This is a genomic window from Pseudooceanicola batsensis HTCC2597 (assembly GCF_000152725.1).
Classification (GTDB): domain Bacteria; phylum Pseudomonadota; class Alphaproteobacteria; order Rhodobacterales; family Rhodobacteraceae; genus Pseudooceanicola; species Pseudooceanicola batsensis.
This window is the reverse complement of record NZ_CH724131.1, coordinates 3,217,201-3,235,039: the sequence shown is the minus strand read 5'-3', so window position 1 is coordinate 3,235,039 and position 17,839 is coordinate 3,217,201. Positions and strand designations below refer to the sequence as shown.

General features: G+C 68.8%; 18 protein-coding genes. 5 read left to right on the top strand and 13 right to left on the bottom strand.

All coding sequences use genetic code 11. The annotated features are described in order from the left end of the window. Window position 1: 1 nt before the first annotated feature. The 6 genes from tolQ to ruvC form a co-directional block, all read right to left on the bottom strand. Complete coding sequence (gene tolQ / locus OB2597_RS19475) at window positions 2–697, bottom strand: protein TolQ (RefSeq protein WP_009807338.1); 696 nt, start codon at window positions 695–697, stop codon at window positions 2–4. Window positions 698–818: 121 nt separating this feature from the next. Further along, complete coding sequence (gene ybgC, locus OB2597_RS19470; protein ID WP_009807337.1) at window positions 819–1,208, bottom strand: tol-pal system-associated acyl-CoA thioesterase; 390 nt, start codon at window positions 1,206–1,208, stop codon at window positions 819–821. 102 nt (window positions 1,209–1,310) lie between these two features. Then, window positions 1,311–1,949, bottom strand: a complete 639-nt coding sequence (locus OB2597_RS19465) for a hypothetical protein (protein ID WP_009807336.1) — start codon at window positions 1,947–1,949, stop codon at window positions 1,311–1,313. A 136-nt stretch (window positions 1,950–2,085) separates the two neighbouring features. Then, window positions 2,086–3,114 (bottom strand): Holliday junction branch migration DNA helicase RuvB, encoded by a 1,029-nt coding sequence (gene ruvB / locus OB2597_RS19460; RefSeq protein WP_009807335.1) that lies wholly within the window; start codon window positions 3,112–3,114, stop codon window positions 2,086–2,088. Between the two features lie 9 nt (window positions 3,115–3,123). Beyond that, entirely contained in the window at window positions 3,124–3,786 is a 663-nt protein-coding gene (ruvA, locus tag OB2597_RS19455) for a Holliday junction branch migration protein RuvA (RefSeq protein WP_009807334.1), read from the bottom strand. Further along, window positions 3,783–4,286, bottom strand: a complete 504-nt coding sequence (gene ruvC / locus OB2597_RS19450) for a crossover junction endodeoxyribonuclease RuvC (protein ID WP_009807333.1) — start codon at window positions 4,284–4,286, stop codon at window positions 3,783–3,785. Before ruvC ends, ruvA begins: the two co-directional genes overlap by 4 nt. A 338-nt stretch (window positions 4,287–4,624) precedes the next feature. Here ruvC and OB2597_RS19445 point away from each other — a divergent pair, with 338 nt between their 5' ends. Further along, the gene (locus tag OB2597_RS19445; RefSeq protein WP_009807332.1) at window positions 4,625–4,828 is read left to right on the top strand and encodes a DUF1127 domain-containing protein; all 204 of its coding nucleotides are present in this window, start codon (window positions 4,625–4,627) and stop codon (window positions 4,826–4,828) included. Window positions 4,829–4,911: 83 nt separating this feature from the next. Here OB2597_RS19445 and OB2597_RS19440 read toward each other — a convergent pair whose 3' ends face one another. The 4 genes from OB2597_RS19440 to OB2597_RS19425 form a co-directional block, all read right to left on the bottom strand. Then, complete coding sequence (locus tag OB2597_RS19440; protein WP_009807331.1) at window positions 4,912–5,271, bottom strand: hypothetical protein; 360 nt, start codon at window positions 5,269–5,271, stop codon at window positions 4,912–4,914. An 81-nt stretch (window positions 5,272–5,352) separates the two neighbouring features. Beyond that, on the bottom strand, window positions 5,353–6,225 hold the full coding sequence (locus OB2597_RS19435; protein ID WP_009807330.1) for a 50S ribosomal protein L11 methyltransferase: 873 nt from the start codon (window positions 6,223–6,225) through the stop codon (window positions 5,353–5,355). Between the two features lie 132 nt (window positions 6,226–6,357). After that, window positions 6,358–7,590: an MFS transporter gene (locus OB2597_RS19430; protein ID WP_009807329.1), complete on the bottom strand. Its 1,233-nt coding sequence runs from the start codon at window positions 7,588–7,590 to the stop codon at window positions 6,358–6,360. Window positions 7,591–7,875: 285 nt separating this feature from the next. After that, the gene (locus tag OB2597_RS19425) at window positions 7,876–10,071 is read right to left on the bottom strand and encodes a primosomal protein N' (RefSeq protein WP_009807328.1); all 2,196 of its coding nucleotides are present in this window, start codon (window positions 10,069–10,071) and stop codon (window positions 7,876–7,878) included. 149 nt (window positions 10,072–10,220) lie between these two features. Here OB2597_RS19425 and fsa point away from each other — a divergent pair, with 149 nt between their 5' ends. The 3 genes from fsa to OB2597_RS19410 all read left to right on the top strand — a co-directional run bounded on the left by fsa (window position 10,221) and on the right by OB2597_RS19410 (window position 12,817). Next, entirely contained in the window at window positions 10,221–10,874 is a 654-nt protein-coding gene (gene fsa, locus OB2597_RS19420) for a fructose-6-phosphate aldolase (RefSeq protein ID WP_009807327.1), read from the top strand. 306 nt (window positions 10,875–11,180) lie between these two features. After that, entirely contained in the window at window positions 11,181–11,885 is a 705-nt protein-coding gene (locus tag OB2597_RS19415) for a DUF484 family protein (RefSeq protein WP_009807326.1), read from the top strand. Beyond that, window positions 11,885–12,817, top strand: a complete 933-nt coding sequence (locus OB2597_RS19410) for a tyrosine recombinase XerC (protein WP_009807325.1) — start codon at window positions 11,885–11,887, stop codon at window positions 12,815–12,817. The genes OB2597_RS19415 and OB2597_RS19410 overlap by 1 nt, the downstream gene beginning before the upstream one ends. Window positions 12,818–12,821: 4 nt before the next feature. Here the strand turns inward: OB2597_RS19410 and OB2597_RS19405 are convergent, their stop codons facing one another. The 3 genes from OB2597_RS19405 to OB2597_RS19395 all read right to left on the bottom strand — a co-directional run bounded on the left by OB2597_RS19405 (window position 12,822) and on the right by OB2597_RS19395 (window position 15,716). Continuing rightward, window positions 12,822–13,529 carry an alpha/beta fold hydrolase gene (locus tag OB2597_RS19405; RefSeq protein WP_009807324.1) on the bottom strand — a complete coding sequence of 236 codons (708 nt, stop codon included), beginning with the start codon at window positions 13,527–13,529 and terminating at the stop codon, window positions 12,822–12,824. A 67-nt stretch (window positions 13,530–13,596) separates the two neighbouring features. Further along, complete coding sequence (locus OB2597_RS19400; protein ID WP_009807323.1) at window positions 13,597–14,355, bottom strand: alpha/beta hydrolase; 759 nt, start codon at window positions 14,353–14,355, stop codon at window positions 13,597–13,599. A 71-nt stretch (window positions 14,356–14,426) separates the two neighbouring features. Further along, window positions 14,427–15,716, bottom strand: a complete 1,290-nt coding sequence (locus OB2597_RS19395; RefSeq protein WP_009807322.1) for an MFS transporter permease — start codon at window positions 15,714–15,716, stop codon at window positions 14,427–14,429. 122 nt (window positions 15,717–15,838) lie between these two features. Here OB2597_RS19395 and thrS point away from each other — a divergent pair, with 122 nt between their 5' ends. After that, the gene (thrS, locus tag OB2597_RS19390) at window positions 15,839–17,818 is read left to right on the top strand and encodes a threonine--tRNA ligase (RefSeq protein WP_009807321.1); all 1,980 of its coding nucleotides are present in this window, start codon (window positions 15,839–15,841) and stop codon (window positions 17,816–17,818) included. Window positions 17,819–17,839: the final 21 nt, after the last annotated feature.

Here is a 17,839-nt window from a genome sequence, read left to right as displayed (position 1 = left end):
CTCAGGCGTCCAGCTGGCGGCTGAGAATGGTCGAGAACTCGTCGGCGAAGGCCTCGTAATTGCCCACGAGCCGGTCGGCATCGGTGGAGAGCTTGTTGTAGAAGATCACCGCGGGAATGGCCGCCAGCAGGCCGAGGCCGGTGGCCAGCAGCGCCTCGGCGATGCCGGGCGCCACGACGGCGAGGTTCGTGTTCTGGCTTTCCGCGATACCGATGAAGGCGTGCATGATGCCCCAGACCGTGCCGAAGAGCCCCACGAAGGGTGCGGTCGAGCCGACGGTGGCCAGCACCGGCAGACCCGCCTGCAGGCCCTCGGCCTCTTTCGCGATGGCCACGTCCATCGAGCGGTCTATGCGGGCCTGCGCTCCGGCGATCATCTGGCCGTCCTCGCGGTGCGAGCGGCGCCATTCGGTCATGCCGGCGGCGAAGACGCGATGCGCGCGGCCCGACGGGTCGGGGCCGATCTGCTCGTAGAACTCGTCCAGCGGCTCGCCGGACCAGAAGCTGCGATCGAATTTCGTCGCCTCGGAGCGGGCCGAGCGGTAGGTGATGATCTTCTGGATGATGATGGACCACGACCAGAAGGAGGCGGCGATCAGCAGAAGCATCACCAGCTTCACGGTCAGCGTCGCACGGGCGAAGAGCGCCCACATGGAGAAATCCACGTGCTGCGCGATGGCTAAAGTCTCGGTTTCCATTCTGCCTGCTCGTCAGAAACAAAAATTCGGGCCGTCTTTCGCGGCCTCGTTGCAGCGGAATGTACCGGATCTCAACGCAGTTGGCCAACACATTGCCGCGAGCGCGCGTTGCGTCGGTTTTTCAGTGCATCAACAGGCGGATATTCGCCGGGAGGCGTGCGGGATGGCCGGTTTCGTTCAGCGCGACCACGGTCACGAGCGCGGAGAACAGGGGCTCGGCCTCGCGCAGCACCTCCTGTTTCAGGACGATCCGCGCGCCGGTCACCATCTCGGTCACGGTCGTCACCTCGAGTTCGTCATCGAACTGCGCCGGCGCGAGGTAGTCGGCCTCGATCCGGCGGACGGCGAAGACGATGCCGGTGTCCTCCTTCATCGCCCTCTGGTCGATGCCGAGCGACCGGACCCATTCGCTGCGGGCGCGTTCGATGAATTTCAGGTAGTTGGCGTAATAGACGATCCCGGCGAGATCGGTGTCCTCGTAATACACCCGAAGCTGAAATCGATGCGTCATCTTCCCCTCCGCTGCCGCGCGGAGAAGACACCGAAGCCGGCGGAATCACAAGACGGTGCGGCGCAATTCAGGCACGGCGCAATTCAGGCACGGCGCCCGGCCTCAGGTCCGGCCCAGCCGGGCGTAGATGCGCAGCGCATGGCCCCTGTCCTGCGCCGAGGCCGGCAGCACGGGGTCATAGGCGGCGCGGATCACCGAGGCGGGCATGGGATGCAGGCGGCCCACCCCGTCCTCTCCGCGCAGCAGGGTGGGCTGTGCGGCGAAAGCTTCCGGGCCCCAGTCCAGCATGGATTTCACCGCCAGATCGAGGCCGATCTCCTCGGCCGGGCGCCGGGCCTGATCCCCGCGCATCCTGATAAAGGCAAAGACGGCGCGGATCGCCCCCTCGTCGTCGAAACGGATGTGCCGGTACTGGCCGGCCTCGGCCCCCATCAGTCGCGGCACCAGCGCGCCGAGATCGGGGATCATCTGGTCGAGCCCCTCGAGATCCGCCAACTCCTGCCAGTCGCGCAGGAAGAAGACCATCAGGTTCGTGCCGAGTTCGGGATCGGTTTCGGCCGTAGCGTGACCCGCCATGGCCACGACGGTTTCGATCGCGCCCTTCAGGGGCGGCAGGCTCGTGTCCTCGACACCGAAGACGACCGGAACGATGGGGCGGTTCCACCGGGCGAACTGGAACGATCCGTCCGGACGGGTGAACAGGTTCTCGATGTCTTCCGGCTCCGGGTGAAGCGTGCTCACGTTACCGGCCCCATTTTCCGTCGAATGCCTGAGCAGGATCGATGCCCGCCCGAGGAGCCGAGGGCAAGAAAAAACAGCATATTCAGATGATTTCATCCCGCCGCGTGCCGGCGCCGACGCGATTCTTCGCAGGCCGTCACTCGAACAGGGTGGCCTGACCGGGCGCGCGCGGCGGCGGCAGGCCGATATGCGCCCATCCCCGTGCCGCCAGCATCCGGCCGCGCGGCGTGCGCTGGATCAGCGCCTGTTGCAGCAGGTAGGGCTCGATCACCTCCTCGACGGAATCGCGGCTTTCGCTAAGCGCGGCGCAGAGTGTCTCGATCCCGACAGGACCGCCCTGGTAGTCCTCGCCGATCATCTTCAGATACCGCCGGTCGGCCCCGTCCAGGCCAAGGTTGTCGACGCCGAGCCTGGTCAGCGCATTGTCGGCGAGGTCGCGGGTGATGCGGCCGTCGCCCTCGACCACGGCGAAGTCGACGACCCGGCGCAGCAGGCGGCCGGCGATCCGGGGGGTGCCGCGCGCGCGGCGGGCGATCTCGCGCGCGCCATCGGCATCGGCGGGGGCGCCGAGCTTGCGGGCGTTGCGGGTGACGATCTCGTGCAACTCGTCCTCGGTGTAGAACTGCAAACGGGTCGGGATGCCGAACCGGTCGCGCAGCGGCGTGGTCAGCAGGCCGAGCCGCGTGGTCGCCCCGACCAGCGTGAAGGGCTGCAGTTCGATCCGCACGGTGCGGGCGGCGGGGCCTTCGCCGATCACGAGGTCGAGCTCGAAATCCTCGAGCGCGGGATAGAGCACCTCTTCCACCGCCGGGTTGAGGCGATGGATCTCGTCGATGAAGAGGACGTCGCGCGCCTCGAGATTGGTGAGGATCGCGGCCAGATCCCCGGCCTTGGCAAGGACGGGGCCCGAGGTCATCCGGAAGTTCACGCCGAGTTCGCGCGCCATGATCTGCGCCAGGGTCGTCTTGCCGAGGCCCGGAGGACCGTGGAACAGCGTGTGGTCCATCGCCTCGCCGCGCTGGCGGGCCGACTGGACGAAGACCCGCAGGTTGGCGCGCGCCTCGCGCTGGCCGATGAAGTCGTCGAGCGTCTGGGGCCGCAGGGCGCGGGTGTCCTCGGCATCCTCGGGGAGCGGGTCGGGGCGGAGCGTGGGATCGGAGCTCATCTATCCACCTCAGGCCGGAGCCAGGCGCCTGAGGGCGCTCCGGATCAGCGCGGCGGTGTCGGCCCTGGGTGTCTCGCCCGCGGCTTCGGCCACGGCGGCGGCGGCCTCGGACGGGCCGTAGCCGAGGTTGCCCAAGGCCGAGAGCGCCTCGGCCTGGGCCGAGGCCGTCGAGGCGGGCGCCGCGGTGGCGGCCGGCGCGGGGACAGGCTCGACCACCTCGGTCTCGGCCGGCGCGGCCGACGTGGGGGCGGCCCCGCCCATGGCCATGACCGCGGGGGCCTTGTCCTTGAGTTCCAGCACGATCCTCTGCGCGGTCTTGGGGCCGATGCCCTTGGCCGCCTTGACCGACGCCTGATCGCCGAGCGCGATGGCGCGGCCCAGCCCCTCTGCCCCGAGCGCGCCCAGGATCGCCAGCGCGCCCTTGGCGCCGACGCCCTGAACCGACGTCAGCAGGCGGAACCATTCCTTCTCGACCAGGGTCGGGAAGCCGTAGAGCTGGAGCAGGTCCTCGCGCACGATCAGTTCGGTATAGAGCGCGGCGGCCTCGCCCGCGCCGGGCAGCGTGGCGAGCGTGCGGTCCGAGACGAAGACCACGTATCCCACGCCGCGCACGTCGATCAGAACATGATCGGGGCCGCGCATGTCGATGCGCCCTGCCAACCGCCCGATCATGCGCGCACCTTCGTCGCGCGCGACATGGCGGCGGCCGAACCGAGGTGATGGGCATGGCAGATCGCGATGGCCAGGGCATCGGCGGCGTCGGGACCCGAGAGATCGACACCGGGCAGCTGCAGGCGCACCATGTGCTGCACCTGCTCCTTGGCGGCGTGACCGACGCCCACCACGCTCTTCTTCACGGTGTTCGGCGCGTATTCCCCGACCGGAAGCCCCGCCTGCGCCGGGACCAGCAGCGCGATCCCCCGCGCCTGCCCCAGCTTGAGCGTTCCCGCCCCGTTGGTGTTGACGAAGACCTGTTCGACCGCGGCGGCGTCGGGCGCGTGTTCGATCAGCACGGCGGTCAGGGCCGCGTGAAGCGACAGCAGGCGTTCGGCCATCTCGGTTCCGCTGCCCGCGCACTGCCCGTTCGCCACGTGGCTGATTCGGCTGCCCGAGACCGATATCACGCCCCAACCCAGGCTTCGCAGGCCCGGATCTATGCCGATGACTCTCATACTGCCCCTTCGCATGACTGCGACCTTGTCCTTTTGGCAACATCTAGCACGAATAGTGAACATCCGCCAAGGGCGATACATCCGGCGGACCAAGGTCGGTTTGCGACAGCACAATCCCGGGAAACGACCCGCACCGGCCGAAAGCGACGTCGCGGCGGGTCCGAGCGACACTCCCGGGCGCCTGATTATCAACCTGATATCAATGATTTGGACCGCTCTCCGAGCCATGCAGAAATCTCATGGGACCCATGCAACAACTCTGCTTCCCGGGCGGCGAAAGCTCGATTATTGGGCGGTTTGAAAACATGTATCCGCTCCTCCGGCCAAGGACCCCCGCCATGTCCGTCTACACGATGAAACCCCGCCCCCAGACCGCCTATGTCGAGACGCTCGGCCACATCGGCCGCGCCCTCTCGAACCTGCATCTCGCGCTGCGCGACTGGAACGACCGCCGCGTCACCCGCCGGATCCTCGGCGGTCTCACCGACCGCGAACTGTCCGATATCGGTCTGCTCCGGTCCGAGATCGGCGACCTGCGCTGACCGGCGACCGCACCGACGACAAAGCGCCGCGTCCCCCCGGGGGCCGCGGCCTTTTTTTGGGGCGGACGACAGGCCGGGCGCAGTCAGCCGACGATGAAGCTGATGGCGTTGTAGACCCAGAGGGTCACCGGTTCGATCTGCATCACCTTGGCGCCGAGCCGGTCCATCATGTCGCCATCGGCCATCGCGGCCACCTTGGCGGAGTATTTCGCGAAACCCAACTGGTAGAGCAGGAAGCCCTTGAAGGTCAGCAGAACGCCGGCGATGATCAACATCGCCCGAACGGGCATCGCCCGGCCGATCTGGCGTCGGCGGGTGCCCGAGGGCATCAGCTTCATCAGCCCGGTGTCATCCAGCTCCAGGCGTGACCCCTCTTCCAGCGCGGCGCGGCGGTCTTCCAGCCGCTCCAGTCTCCGGTCGAAATGTGCGAACCCGTCCTTCATTGCTCTTGTCCCGCTCCTCAGGATCTTTTCCCGGAGAAGTTGGTAAAGAGCGATTGAGGCCAGATTTTGGCCGGACTTGGGTCAGTTGGCGCGACCGAGCAGCAGCGTGGTCCAGTCGCCGATCCGCGTCGCCTCGGCGCGGTCCAGCCCCTGGGCGGCATAGGCGTCCGCCACCTCGTCGGCCTGATCGTTCAGAAGCCCCGAGAGAATCGCATGCCCCCCCGGCGCCAGGTGCCGCGCCAGGTCCGGGGCCAGGTCGATCAGCGGTCCCTTGAGGATGTTGGCGAAGATCAGGTCGTAGGGCGCGCCCGCGGCGATCCGGGGGTGATCGAAGCCGGTCGCCTCGATGCAGACGACCCGCCCCGCCATGTCGTTCGCCGCAAGGTTCGCCTCGGCCACCTCGACAGCGACGGGGTCGATGTCGCTGGCCACCGGGGTGACCGGCCAGATGCGGGCGGCGGCCATGGCAAGGACGGCGGTGCCGCAGCCGATATCCGCGACGCTGCCTGCCACGACCCCGCGGTCGGCCAGCCGGTCGAGCGCCTCCAGGCACCCCCTGGTCGTGCCGTGATGCCCCGTGCCGAAGGCCATGGCGGCCTCGATCAGCAGCGGCACGGCATCCTCGGGCACGGTCCCGGCGTCGTGGCTGCCATAGAGATAGAACCGCCCGGCCCGGACCGGCGCCAGTTCGCGCCGGACCTTGGCCACCCAGTCCGTCTCGGGCAGTTCGGACACGGCAAAGGGCCGCGCCTCGTGCAACGTGGCGAGAAGGGCCAACCCCGCCTCGTCCGGGCGCTCGCTGAAATAGCCGCCGACCTCCCACAGGCCCGATCCGTCCTCGATCTCGAAGACGCCGACGCCGTAGGGTTCCGGCGTCAGGGCGTCCATCGCCTCGCCCAGGGCTTCGGCGCGGTCCTTGCCCGGCAGGGTGGTGAGGGCGGTGAAGGTTGGCATGGTCCGAGTTCCTCTGCGATCCGCACCGCGCCTATTCGGCGGCGGCGGGCACGTCAAGGAGCCCGGGCGGGTTTCGGGGCCGGCAGACGACAGGCCGGGGGCCGGATCGGGCAGCGGGGGCGAAGGGCCTCCTCACTCCGCGGCAAGCGGGAGGGTGCGGGCGAAGACGGTTTCGTGCCCCGGTTCGGGATGACGCGGGATGAGCATCGAAAGGGCGAGGGAACAGGCGGCCATGCCGGCGGCGAGGACAAAGACGCCGCCCGACGAGACGAGCCAGAAATAGCCCAGGAGCGCCGGCAGGAAGACGGCCGCGATATGGTTGATCGTGAAGGCCACCGCCGCGGTCGGGGCGATGTCGCCCGGATCGGCGATCTTCTGGAAATAGGTCTTGAGCGCCAGCGCCATGGCAAAGAAGATATGATCGATCACGTAGAGCGTCGCCGCCAGCACGACGCCCCAGCCGAAATAGTAGATCCCGCCGTAGGCCGAGAAGACGCAGACCAGCCCGAAATACTCGAACATCAGCGTGTTCCGCTCGCCGTATCGCGCGACCGCGCGGCCCAGCAGGGGTGCGAAGATCATGTTCGCGACGAGGTTGATCAGGAAGAGGCCTGTCACCTCGTGCACGTCGAAGCCGAACCGCTCGACCATCATGAACCCGGCGAAGACGACGAAGATCTGGCGCCGCGCCCCCGCCATGAACTGCAGCAGGTAATACAGCCAGTAGCGCCGGCGCAGGATCATCTTCTTGACCTGCGGGTTGGGCGCCTCGAACTGCGGATAGGCGATCATGGCGAAGATCGCGATTGCCGCGGTCAGTCCGCCCGCCAGCAGGTACACGATGTTGTAGGTCAGGCCGAGCGGCTCCCACAGCAAAACGATCAGCCCGTAGGAACAGAGCGTCGCCGCCGAGCCCACGGCCAGCAGCAGGCCCAGCACGCGCGGCGCCTCTTCCCTGCTTAGCCACTGCAGCTGCAGCGACTGGTTGACCGTCTCGTAATAGTGAAAGCCGATCGAGCTGAGCAGGGTGATGGTCAGGATGCCCCCGAGCGACGGGAACCAGGCCGTCACCGCCGTCGCCGCGCCCAGCATCGTCAGCGAGACCAGCCCGAGCACCTGCTCGCGCACGAAGATGATCAGCGCGATCACCCCGATGGCTAGGAACCCCGGGATCTCGCGCACGGTGTGCAGCCAGCCGATGTCCGCACCGTCGAACTGCGCCACCTCGATGACGAAGTTGTTGAGCAGCGCGGACCACGTCGCGAAGGCGATCGGCATCGCGGCGGCCATGACGAAAAGCAGCGTCACGGGCCTGCGCCATGCCGGCAGATCCTGGGCCGCGTGGAGATCGAGTACGTTCGTCATGCATCTCCCATACGCCCATTCCCGGGCGATGGCGAGAGGCCTGTTCTCGTCCGCCGGTCCCCCGCCACCTCGTCGCCCGGCCGGCCGGTCCGGCAGGCAAGGCCGTGGCGCGGGTCCCGCCCAGCTGCCGCACAGGAGACCTCCCCGGTCTGCGCCACCGAACACTGGCCGCGCCCTGCCTGCTTCTTTGGTCCGAAAAATATCCTGGGGGAGCTCGAGGGGGTGAAACCCCCTCGTTGCCCTTGAATCGAATGCGCGCATCGCGCGCACCGCTGGCTCCGCCGGTCAGAAGAACGACTGCGGGTCGATGTCCACCGCCACCCGCAGATCCCGGTCCGGCCGCAGCTGTCCGACCCACTGCGCCATGGCCTGCTGCAGCGCCACGCCCTTGTCCGCCTTGACCAGCAGGCGCACCCGGTGCCGCCCGCGGATGCGGGCGATCGGCGCGGCGGCGGGGCCGAAGACCTGGGCCTGCAGCCGCGCGAGCGGCCCGGTGCGGCGGGCGAGGTCCTGGCCCGCCTCGAAGGCCGTCCTGGCCTCGGTGGCTGACAGGATCACCGCCGCCAGCCGGCCGTAGGGCGGCATCCCGGCCAGCCGGCGCGCCGTGGCCTCGGCCGTCCAGAAGGCCTCCTCGTCCCCCGTCAGGATGGCGCGGATCACCGGGTGATCCGGCTGATGCGTCTGCAAGAGCGCCTCGCCCGGGGTCTCGGCGCGGCCGGCACGCCCCGCCACCTGGCGCATCAGCTGAAACGTCCGTTCGGCCGCGCGCAGGTCGGACCCCTGCAGCCCGAGGTCGGCGTCGATCACGCCCACCAGCGTGAGGTTGGGAAAATTGTGCCCCTTGGCCACAAGCTGCGTGCCGATGACGATGTCCACATCGCCCTCGGCGATCCCGGCGATGGCCTCCTTCAGCGCGCGGGCCGAGGAGAAGAGATCCGAGGACAGGACGGCCGCCCTGGCCTCGGGGAAGACCTCCGCGACCTCCTCGGCCAGGCGTTCGACCCCGGGGCCGATCGGGGCCAGCCGGCCCTCGACCCCGCAGGCGGGACAGGCCTCGGGCATCGGCCGGGTCTCGCCGCATTGGTGGCAGACCAGGCGCTTGAGAAAGCGGTGCTCCACCATGCGCGCGTCGCAATGATCGCAGCCGATCTGTTCCCCGCAGGCCCTGCAGAGCGTCACCGGCGCATAGCCACGGCGGTTCAGGAACAGAAGCGACTGCTCGCCTTTCGCGATGCGCCGCTGCACCGCATGGGCCAGCGCGGGGGAAATCCAGCGCCCCGGCTCGATCCGTTCCGCCCGCATGTCGATGGCGCGCATCTCGGGCAGGACCGCCGCACCGTAGCGCGCGCCGAGATCCAGCCGGTCATACTTCCCGGCATCGGCATTGGCCCAGGTCTCGAGCGACGGCGTGGCCGAGGCCAGAACGACCCGCGCCCCCGCGATCGAGGCGCGCAGCACGGCCATGTCGCGCGCGTTGTAGAGCACCCCGTCCTCCTGTTTGTACGAGGTGTCGTGCTCTTCGTCGACGACGATCAGGCCAAGGTCGCGGAAGGGCAGGAACAGCGCCGACCGCGCCCCGACCACCAGTTCCGCCTGCCCCTGCCCGACCATCTTCCAGGCCCGGCGCCGCTCGGTCATGGTGACGCCGGAATGCCATTCGACCGGTTTCGCGCCGAAACGCTGCTCGACCCTGACGAGGAACTGTTCCGACAGGGCGATCTCGGGCAGCAGGACCAGCGCCTGCCGGCCGGCGGCGAGACAGGCGGCCACCGCCTCGAGATAGACCTCGGTCTTGCCCGACCCGGTGACACCGCGCAGCAGGGTCGTGCCGTATCCGCCATCCTGCAGCGCCGCCGAAAGCCGGTCGGCGGCGGCGGCCTGGCTGTCGGTCAGCGGCTTGCCGTGCCGGTCGGTGTCCATCCGCGGATAGGGCGTGTCGCGGGGCGCCTGTTCTTCGCGCACGGCACCCTGCTGCACCAGGCCCTTGATCACGCCGGTGGAGACACCGGCCATCTCGGCCAGTTCCTTCTGGGTGAAGGACAGCCCGCCATAGTCGCGCAGGACCTCCAGCACCCGTCGGCGGGCGTCGGTCATGCGGTCGGGTTCGGCCTGGCCCAGGCGATAGACCTTCTGCATCGAGGGCGGGTCGCTCAGCCCGGGGGCGCGGGTGGCGAGACGCAGCATCGCCGACATGGGCGTCAGCGTGTAATCTCCCGCGCGGGTCAGGAACTCGCGCATCTCGTCGCGCATCGGTGCCGCGTCCAGCACCCTGGTGACGGGCCGGATCTTCGACAGGTCGTAGTTGCCCTGCCCCGGCCCCCAGACGACGCCCAGCACCTGCCGGGGCCCGAGCGGCACCTGGACATAGGCCCCCTGCATGCAGCCCCCCGCCGGGGCGCGGTAGTCCAGCAGCCGGTCAATAGGCTGCGTGGTCAGAACCGAAACCAGCGCGCCGGGATCGTAATGTGAGGTCAGGTCCAACGCGGTCTCCGGCTGATTTCGTTAGCGCTAGCAGAATTGATCGGTTCGGGGGTTACGAAGCGCCCCCCTATCGGGTAAATCGCGGGCGACGTCTTTCCAACCCCCGGCGTGACTGCCGCACGCCCGGGCCAACCGCATGAGGCCCCGAAATGAAGTTCTTTGTCGATACCGCCGATGTCGAGGCCATTGCCGAGCTGAACGAGCTGGGCGTGGTCGACGGGGTGACCACGAACCCGTCACTGATCAAGAAGTCCGGCCGCAACATCCTGGAGGTCACCAAAGAGATCTGCGAAATGGTCGAGGGGCCGGTCTCGGCCGAGGTGACCGCGACGGATGCCGAGCAGATGATCGCCGAGGGGCGCAAGCTCGCCCAGATCGCCGACAACATCGCGGTCAAGGTGCCGCTGACCTGGGACGGGCTCAAGGCCTGCAACGTGCTGACCGACGAAGGCTTCATGGTCAACGTCACGCTGTGCTTCTCGGCCAACCAGGCGCTGCTCGCCGCGAAGGCCGGCGCGACGTTCATCTCGCCCTTCATCGGCCGGCTGGACGACATCAACCTCGACGGACTCGAGCTGATCGCCGACATCCGGACGATCTACGACAACTACGCCTACGAGACCGAGATCCTCGCAGCCTCGATCCGGACCGCGAACCACATCTCCGACTGCGCCAAGATCGGGGCGGACGTGATCACGGCGCCGCCGGCGGTGATCCAGTCGATGGTCAAGCACCCGCTGACCGACAAGGGTCTCGATGCCTTCCTCGCCGACATCAAGGCGGGCGGCATCAGCATCCTCTGAGCCCCCGCCGGCCGCCTGCACCTGCCGTCATCCCCGGCCCCGACCGGGGATCTTCCGGCACCTCGCACCGCCTTCATCCCCGGCTCCGGCCGGGGATCACCCGATCATTTGTCGCGACAGGCGGCAAGGGTTCCTCGGATCGCGCCCCAGGATGACGCGGCGCGGGGCGACCGGCCGGGGCGGCACGATCCCGGCCCCTGTTCCCTTCAGGACTCACACCGGCGGTTTCTCTCCTGCCGGGGAAAAATCCCCCCTCACATCGCGGCCACGTCTGTTAAGGTCGCCAAAAAAAAAGACGAGGCAGAGATGAGCAATCCCAAGATCGACGAGTCCCTTCGCGCCAAGATCATCGCCGAACCCGCCGCCATTCTCGACGACCGCGACCTGATGCATGCCCTGATCGCGGCGAACGACCGCGAGATCGGCAGCAACGTGGTGGACCTGCGCGGCATCGCCATGGAGAGGCTGGAGACGCGGCTCGACCGGCTGGAGGACACGCACCGGTCGGTGATCGCGGCCGCCTACGAGAACCTCGCCGGAACGAACCAGGTGCATCGCGCCGTGCTGCGCATGCTCGACCCGCTGGATTTCGAGGCCTTCCTGCGCGACCTCGACGGCGAGGTGGCCGACACCCTGGGCGTGGATCACATGCGGCTGGTGCTGGAAACCGTGCAGACCGCGGACGACCCTGCCGTCGACCGTCTCGGCGGGGTGTTGCGCGTGGTGCCGCCGGGGTTCTGCAACGAGTTCTGCGACGGCGGCCGGGGCGCGCCGCCCCGGCAGGTCACGCTGCGCCAGGTCCAGTCGGGGGAGCCCGGGATCTACGGGCCTCAGGCCGACTTCGTGCGGTCCGAAGCCTGCCTGCGGCTGAATTTCGGTCCGGGCCGCCTGCCGGGGATGCTCGTGATGGGCGCCGAGGATCCGCATCAGTTCACGCCGCAGCACGGCACCGACCTGCTGGGCTTTTTCGCGGGCGTCTTCGAACGGACGATGCGCCGCTGGCTCGACTGATGAGCGTCGCGATCTCGGATGCGGCACGCGACGCGCTGGCGGACTGGCTGTCGGGGATGAAGTCGCTGCGCGGCGCCTCGGAGGCGACGATTGGTGCCTACCGGCGCGACCTGGTCGACTACCTGTCGTTCATGACCGAGCATCTGGGCGGCCCCCAGGGGATCGCCGCGCTCGGGCGGGTGACCACCTCGGACATGCGGGCCTGGATGGCGCGGGAACGCGGCGCGGGCCTCGGGGCGCGGTCGCTGGCGCGCAAGCTGTCGGCCGTCAAGACCTTCTACCGCTGGCTGGCCGAACGCGAGGGGCTGGAGGTGACGCCGGTGCTCTCGGCGCGCGCGCCCAGGTACCAGCGCAGCCTGCCCCGCCCCCTGGCCGAGGACGCGGCGCGGGCGATGATCGAGACCGTCGGCTCGTCCGATACGCGGCCCTGGGTCGCGGCGCGCGACGCGGCGGTGGTGACGCTGCTTTATGGCTGCGGGCTGCGGATCTCCGAGGCGCTATCCCTGACGGTGGACGATCTTCCGCTCGGGGACAGCCTGCGGATCCGGGGCAAGGGCGGGAAGGAGCGGATCGTGCCGCTGATCGCCCCGGCCCGGCAGGCGGTCGAGGCCTACCTCGAGATCATGCCGCATCCGGTGACCTCGGGCGCGCCGCTCTTCCGGGCCATCCGGGGCGGGGCGCTCTCGGCGCGCACGGTGCAGAAGTCGATGGAACGGGCGCGGATGGGGCTGGGCCTACCGGCGACGGCCACGCCGCACGCGATGCGCCATTCCTTCGCCACCCATCTGCTGAGCGCGGGCGGGGATCTCAGGTCGATCCAGGACCTGCTCGGCCATGCCTCGCTGTCGACGACGCAGGTCTACACCGGCGTCGATACGGCGCGGCTGATGGAGGTCTACGAGGCCAGCCACCCGCGCGCGGCCAGACGCTGAGCCCTCAGGCGGCGGCCGCGGCCGGATGCAGCCAGTCGCGCAGGATGGCCGTGACGGCATGCGGATCCTCGAGCGACGGCAGATGACCCGCGGTGTCGAGACAGTCGAACCGGGCGGTCGGGGCCAGGCCGGCCATGAATTCCTGGCGCTTCGGCGTGACAAGGGTATCGTGGGCGCCCGCGATGATCCGTATCGGGCATTGCGCCCTATAGAGCGAGGACTGGTGGTCGCGCCGCCGCTGCATGGCGCGGGTCTGGACCTCGAAGGCGCCCGCGCCGAAGGGCCCGGCCATCTCGGCGAACAGCTCCTGCGTGGCCATGCGGCCCGGCCCCGGCGCCAGCGCCCCGGCGGGCAGCGCCGCCCGGACGGCCTCGTCCATCCGCCCGATCCGCGCCTGCACGAGAAGCGGCTCGCGGTCGGCGGCGACATTGGGCGCATCGGGCAGCGCATCGGTCGAAACCAGGCAGACGCGCGCCACGCGGTCGGGCGCCTTGCGCAGGATTTCCAGCGCCACGATCCCGCCGAGGCTTGCTCCGACGAGCGCGAAGCGGCGCGGCAGATGCGGGATCAGCGCCGAGGCCATCTCCTCGCAGCGCTCGCCGATCAGCGGCGCCTGGATCACCATGTGGTCGCGGGACAGATCGAAGGTCTGCGCGCAGAACAGGCGCTGGTCGCACAGGTATCCCGGGAGGAATACGATCGGATCGGTCATTGGGCCTGCTCTGCCTCGTTTTTCCGAATCGTCGCAGATCTGGCGGGCAGGTCAAGGCCGGCCGCGGTCAGGCCCCGGGCATTCCGGCGGAAACCTGCGCGACGGCGTCCTCGATCAGCGCCAGGCATTCTGGATCGGAAAAGCGGTGATCCTTGCCCTTCACCAGCAGCAGGCGGATATCCGGACCCTCGGCCCGTTCCAGCAGGCGGTAGGCGACGGAAAGGTCCACGTCCGCATCGGCCGTGCCCATCAGGAAACGGGTGGGAAACGGCAGGTCGATCCTGTCGCGCAGCATCAGGTGATTGCGACCATCCTCGATCAGGCGTTTCGTGATGATGTAGGGTTCGCCGTATTCAGACGGCAGAGCGACCTGTTCCACCATGTCCAGCGCGGTGCGCTGCGCCTGGTCGAACCCGGCCCACATGCTGTCCTCGGTGAAATCGGGCGCGGCGGCGATGGTTACCAGCCCCGCCACGCGCTCGGGCAGGCGCCGCGCCATCAGCAGCGAAATCCAGCCCCCCATGGACGAGCCGACGAGGATCTGCCGGCCCTCGGTCAGGGCTTCGATCACCGCCTGGGCGTCCTCGGCCCAGTCCCCGATGCAGCCGGCCGTGAACTCGCCCCCGCTTTCGCCGTGGCCGGAATAGTCGAACCGCAGGAAGGCCCGGCCCTCGCGTTTCGCCCAGTCCTCGAGTGCGACGGCCTTGGTGCCCTGCATGTCCGACTTGAACCCGCCGAGGAAGACGACCCCCGGCCCGGCGCCTTCGGTGCGGCGATAGGCGATGCGGCGGCCCTGCGGGGTGGTCAGGAATTCAGGTGCGGTCATGTCGGGCTCCTGTTGCTCCGGCGTCGTTGGACGTATCGGGGATGTGCCACGGCGCGAGGGACGGTGCAATCTCAGGCGTGCTCGACCTCTTTCAGTGTCAGGGCCAGCGCGCCCCCGGCGGCGGCCATCAGCGCGAAGCCGGCGATCGCCCAGTCCGCCGACACCGCGCCCAGCCCGCTGCCGAAGAGGCCGACCGCCAGCAGGATCAGCCCGATCGAGAGGTTCGCGACGGCGGCGTAGCCCGCGCGCCGGTCCTCGGGGGACATGTCCACCAGATAGGTCGAGCGGCCCTGCCGCACGCCGTGATAGGCCAGCATGAGACCGAAGAGCACGGCCGGCGCGGCCCAGGCGCGGCCCGCCAGCCCCAAGAGGGACAGCGCAACCATGACTGCAAGGGCCGCGGCGGCGATCGCCCCCGACAGCGCCAGCACCCGGCGCGAGGACCAGTCCGACAGCCGTCCCCAGACGAAGGAACTGACGAAGGAGGCCGCGGCCGAGGCCAGGACCAGGGCGCCCAGTTGCTGCAGGATCGCATCGCCGCCCGCCTGTGCCACGACGACGAGCCAGGGCGGTGCGAGCGCGGTCGAGACAAGCAGCCCGCGCACCAGGATGAAACGCCGCAGCGTCGCATCCTCGGTCAGGAACTGGCGGACGGGGGGCAGCCCGGCCGCCTCGTCCCGGTCGGCCGCGGGCTCTTCCAGCGTCGTGAACAGGCCGGCGGCGGCGATCCAGAGCAGACCGGCGAGGGCGATGGCGATGATCACCGGGGTCCGGGCCTCGAGCATGCCCGACATGAGCAGAAGCGCGAAGACCACCACGCCGGCCGATGCGACCGATCCCGCCAGCCCGGTGACCGCGCCCCGCCGGGTTTTCGCCACGGTCCGTCCCAGCACGTCCTTGGTGCTGACGGAACAGGCGGCGCGCGACAGCGCGAGGCCCGCCAACAGGGCACAGATCGCCAGCCCCGCCGCCATCCCCTCGAGCCAGAGGGCCGAGGCAGCGATCCCCAGCGCCGCGACCCCCTGCCCGACCGAGCCGGCGGCCCACATCCACCTGCGGTGACTCATGCGCCTCAGTAGGCCGGCATAGAGAACCTGCGGCAAAAGCGCCCCGGCCTCGCGGATCGGCACCAGCGCCGAGGCGAGAAAGCCCGGCGCGCCGAGGGCGGTCACCAGCCAGCTCAGAACCAGCTTGGGGTCGATCAGGCCGTCAGCCACCTTGGTCATCGACAGAGAGGCGACGAATCTCAGCCCGTTGCGGGCCTCGGCGCCTTCGGGCGCGGCCTCTCCCTGCGCGCCGGCGATGCGTCCGAACACCTCGCCTGCCTCGATTTTCCGGTCCTGTTGGCCTGCGGTCGTCATGTTTCTTTCCGTTTCCCGCTGTCGGGGCGCTTGACTTGTGCCGAGCGCCGATTCACTTAGGGCGGACGTACATACCCGCAACCGGGCGTTCCGTGGGCGCCAAACCGACGAGGAGGACAATGATGTCCCAGATCACCCTTACCTTTCCCGATGGCAATACGCGCGAGGTCCCGCAGGGGATCACTCCGGCCCAGGTGGCGTCCGATATCTCCACCTCTCTCGGCAAGAAGGCGATCAGCGCGACGGTGAACGGCGCGCATTTCGACCTGCAATGGCCGATCGAGAAGGACGCCTCGGTCGCCATCCACACCATGCAGGACGACGAGCAGGCGCTGGAACTGATCCGGCACGACCTCGCCCATATCATGGCGCGCGCGGTGCAGGAGATCTGGCCCGAGGTGAAGGTCACCATCGGGCCGGTCCGCGACTACGGCTGGTTCTACGACTTCGACCGGGAAGAGCCGTTCACGCCCGAGGACCTGGGCCGCATCGAGGCGCGGATGAAGGAGATCATCAACGCCCGCGACGCCGTCCGCACCGAGGTCTGGTCGCGCGACCAGGCCATCGCGCATTACGAGAAGACCGGCGAGCCCTACAAGGTGGAACTGGTGAACCGGATTCCCGAAGGCGAACCCATCCGGATGTACTGGCATGGCGACTGGCAGGATCTCTGCCGCGGCCCGCACCTGCAGCACACCGGCCAGGTGCCGGCGGACGCCTTCAAGCTGACCCACATCGCCGGGGCCTACTGGCTGGGCGACAGTTCGCGCCCGATGCTTCAGCGGATCTACGGGATCGCCTTCAAGAACCGCAACGATCTCAAGGCGCATCTGAACATGCTCGAGGAGGCCGCCAAGCGCGACCACCGCAAGCTGGGCCGCGAGATGGGTCTTTTCCACATGCAGGAAGAGGCGCCGGGCCAGGTTTTCTGGCACCCGAATGGATGGACGATCTACACCACGCTGCAGGATTACGTGCGCCGCAAACAGCGCGCCGGCGGCTACAACGAGATCAACACCCCGCAGGTGGTGGACCGCAAGCTCTGGGAAGCTTCGGGGCACTGGGAAAAATACCAGCACCACATGTTCATCGTCGAGGTGGACGAAAGCCGCGACGGCGAACATGACGACGCGGCGGCGAAAAGCCGTGAACACACCCGGATCAACGCGCTCAAGCCGATGAACTGCCCCTGTCACGTGCAGGTGTTCAACCAGGGCCTGAAGTCCTATCGGGACCTCCCCCTGCGGCTGGCCGAGTTCGGCTCCTGCGCGCGGTTCGAGCCCTCGGGCGCGCTCCACGGCATCATGCGGGTGCGCGGCTTCACCCAGGACGATGCGCATATCTTCTGCACCGAAGAGCAGATCCAGGAGGAATGCGCGCGGTTCATCGACTTCCTCGCCGACATCTACCGCGAGCTCGGATTTCCGGAATTCGAGATCCGGTTCGCCACCCGCCCCGAGAAACGCGTGGGCACCGAGGAAAGCTGGGACTACGTCGAAGGCGCGCTCGAGAACGCGATCAAGGCCACCGGGCACGACTATGTGCTCGAACCGGGCGACGGCGCCTTCTACGGGCCCAAGCTGGATTTCTACCTGACCGACGCGATCGGGCGGGTCTGGCAATGCGGCACCTTCCAGGTCGATCCCAACCTGCCCGAACGGCTGGATGCGGGATATATCGCCGCCGACGGCGAACGGCACCGGCCCTTCATGCTGCACCGCGCGGTGCTCGGCTCGTTCGAGCGGTTCATCGGCATCCTGATCGAAAACCACGCCGGCAAGCTGCCGCTGTGGCTGGCGCCGCGCCAGGTGGTCGTCGCCGCCATCGTATCGGACGCGGACGACTACTGCCGCGAGGTCGTGGCGAAACTCCAGGCCGCGGGCATCCGCGCCGAGACCGATCTGCGCAACGAAAAGATCAACTACAAGGTCCGGGAGCATTCCGTCGGCAAGGTGCCCTATATCCTCGCCTGCGGCATGAAGGAGGTCGAGGAGCGCACGGTCTCGGTCCGCAAGCTGGGCGAGAAGCAGACCTCGGGCGCGACGCTGGACGAGATCGTCGACCGTCTCCGCACCGAAGCCACGCCGCCGGACCAACGGTGACGGCGGCGGTGCGGGCGAGCG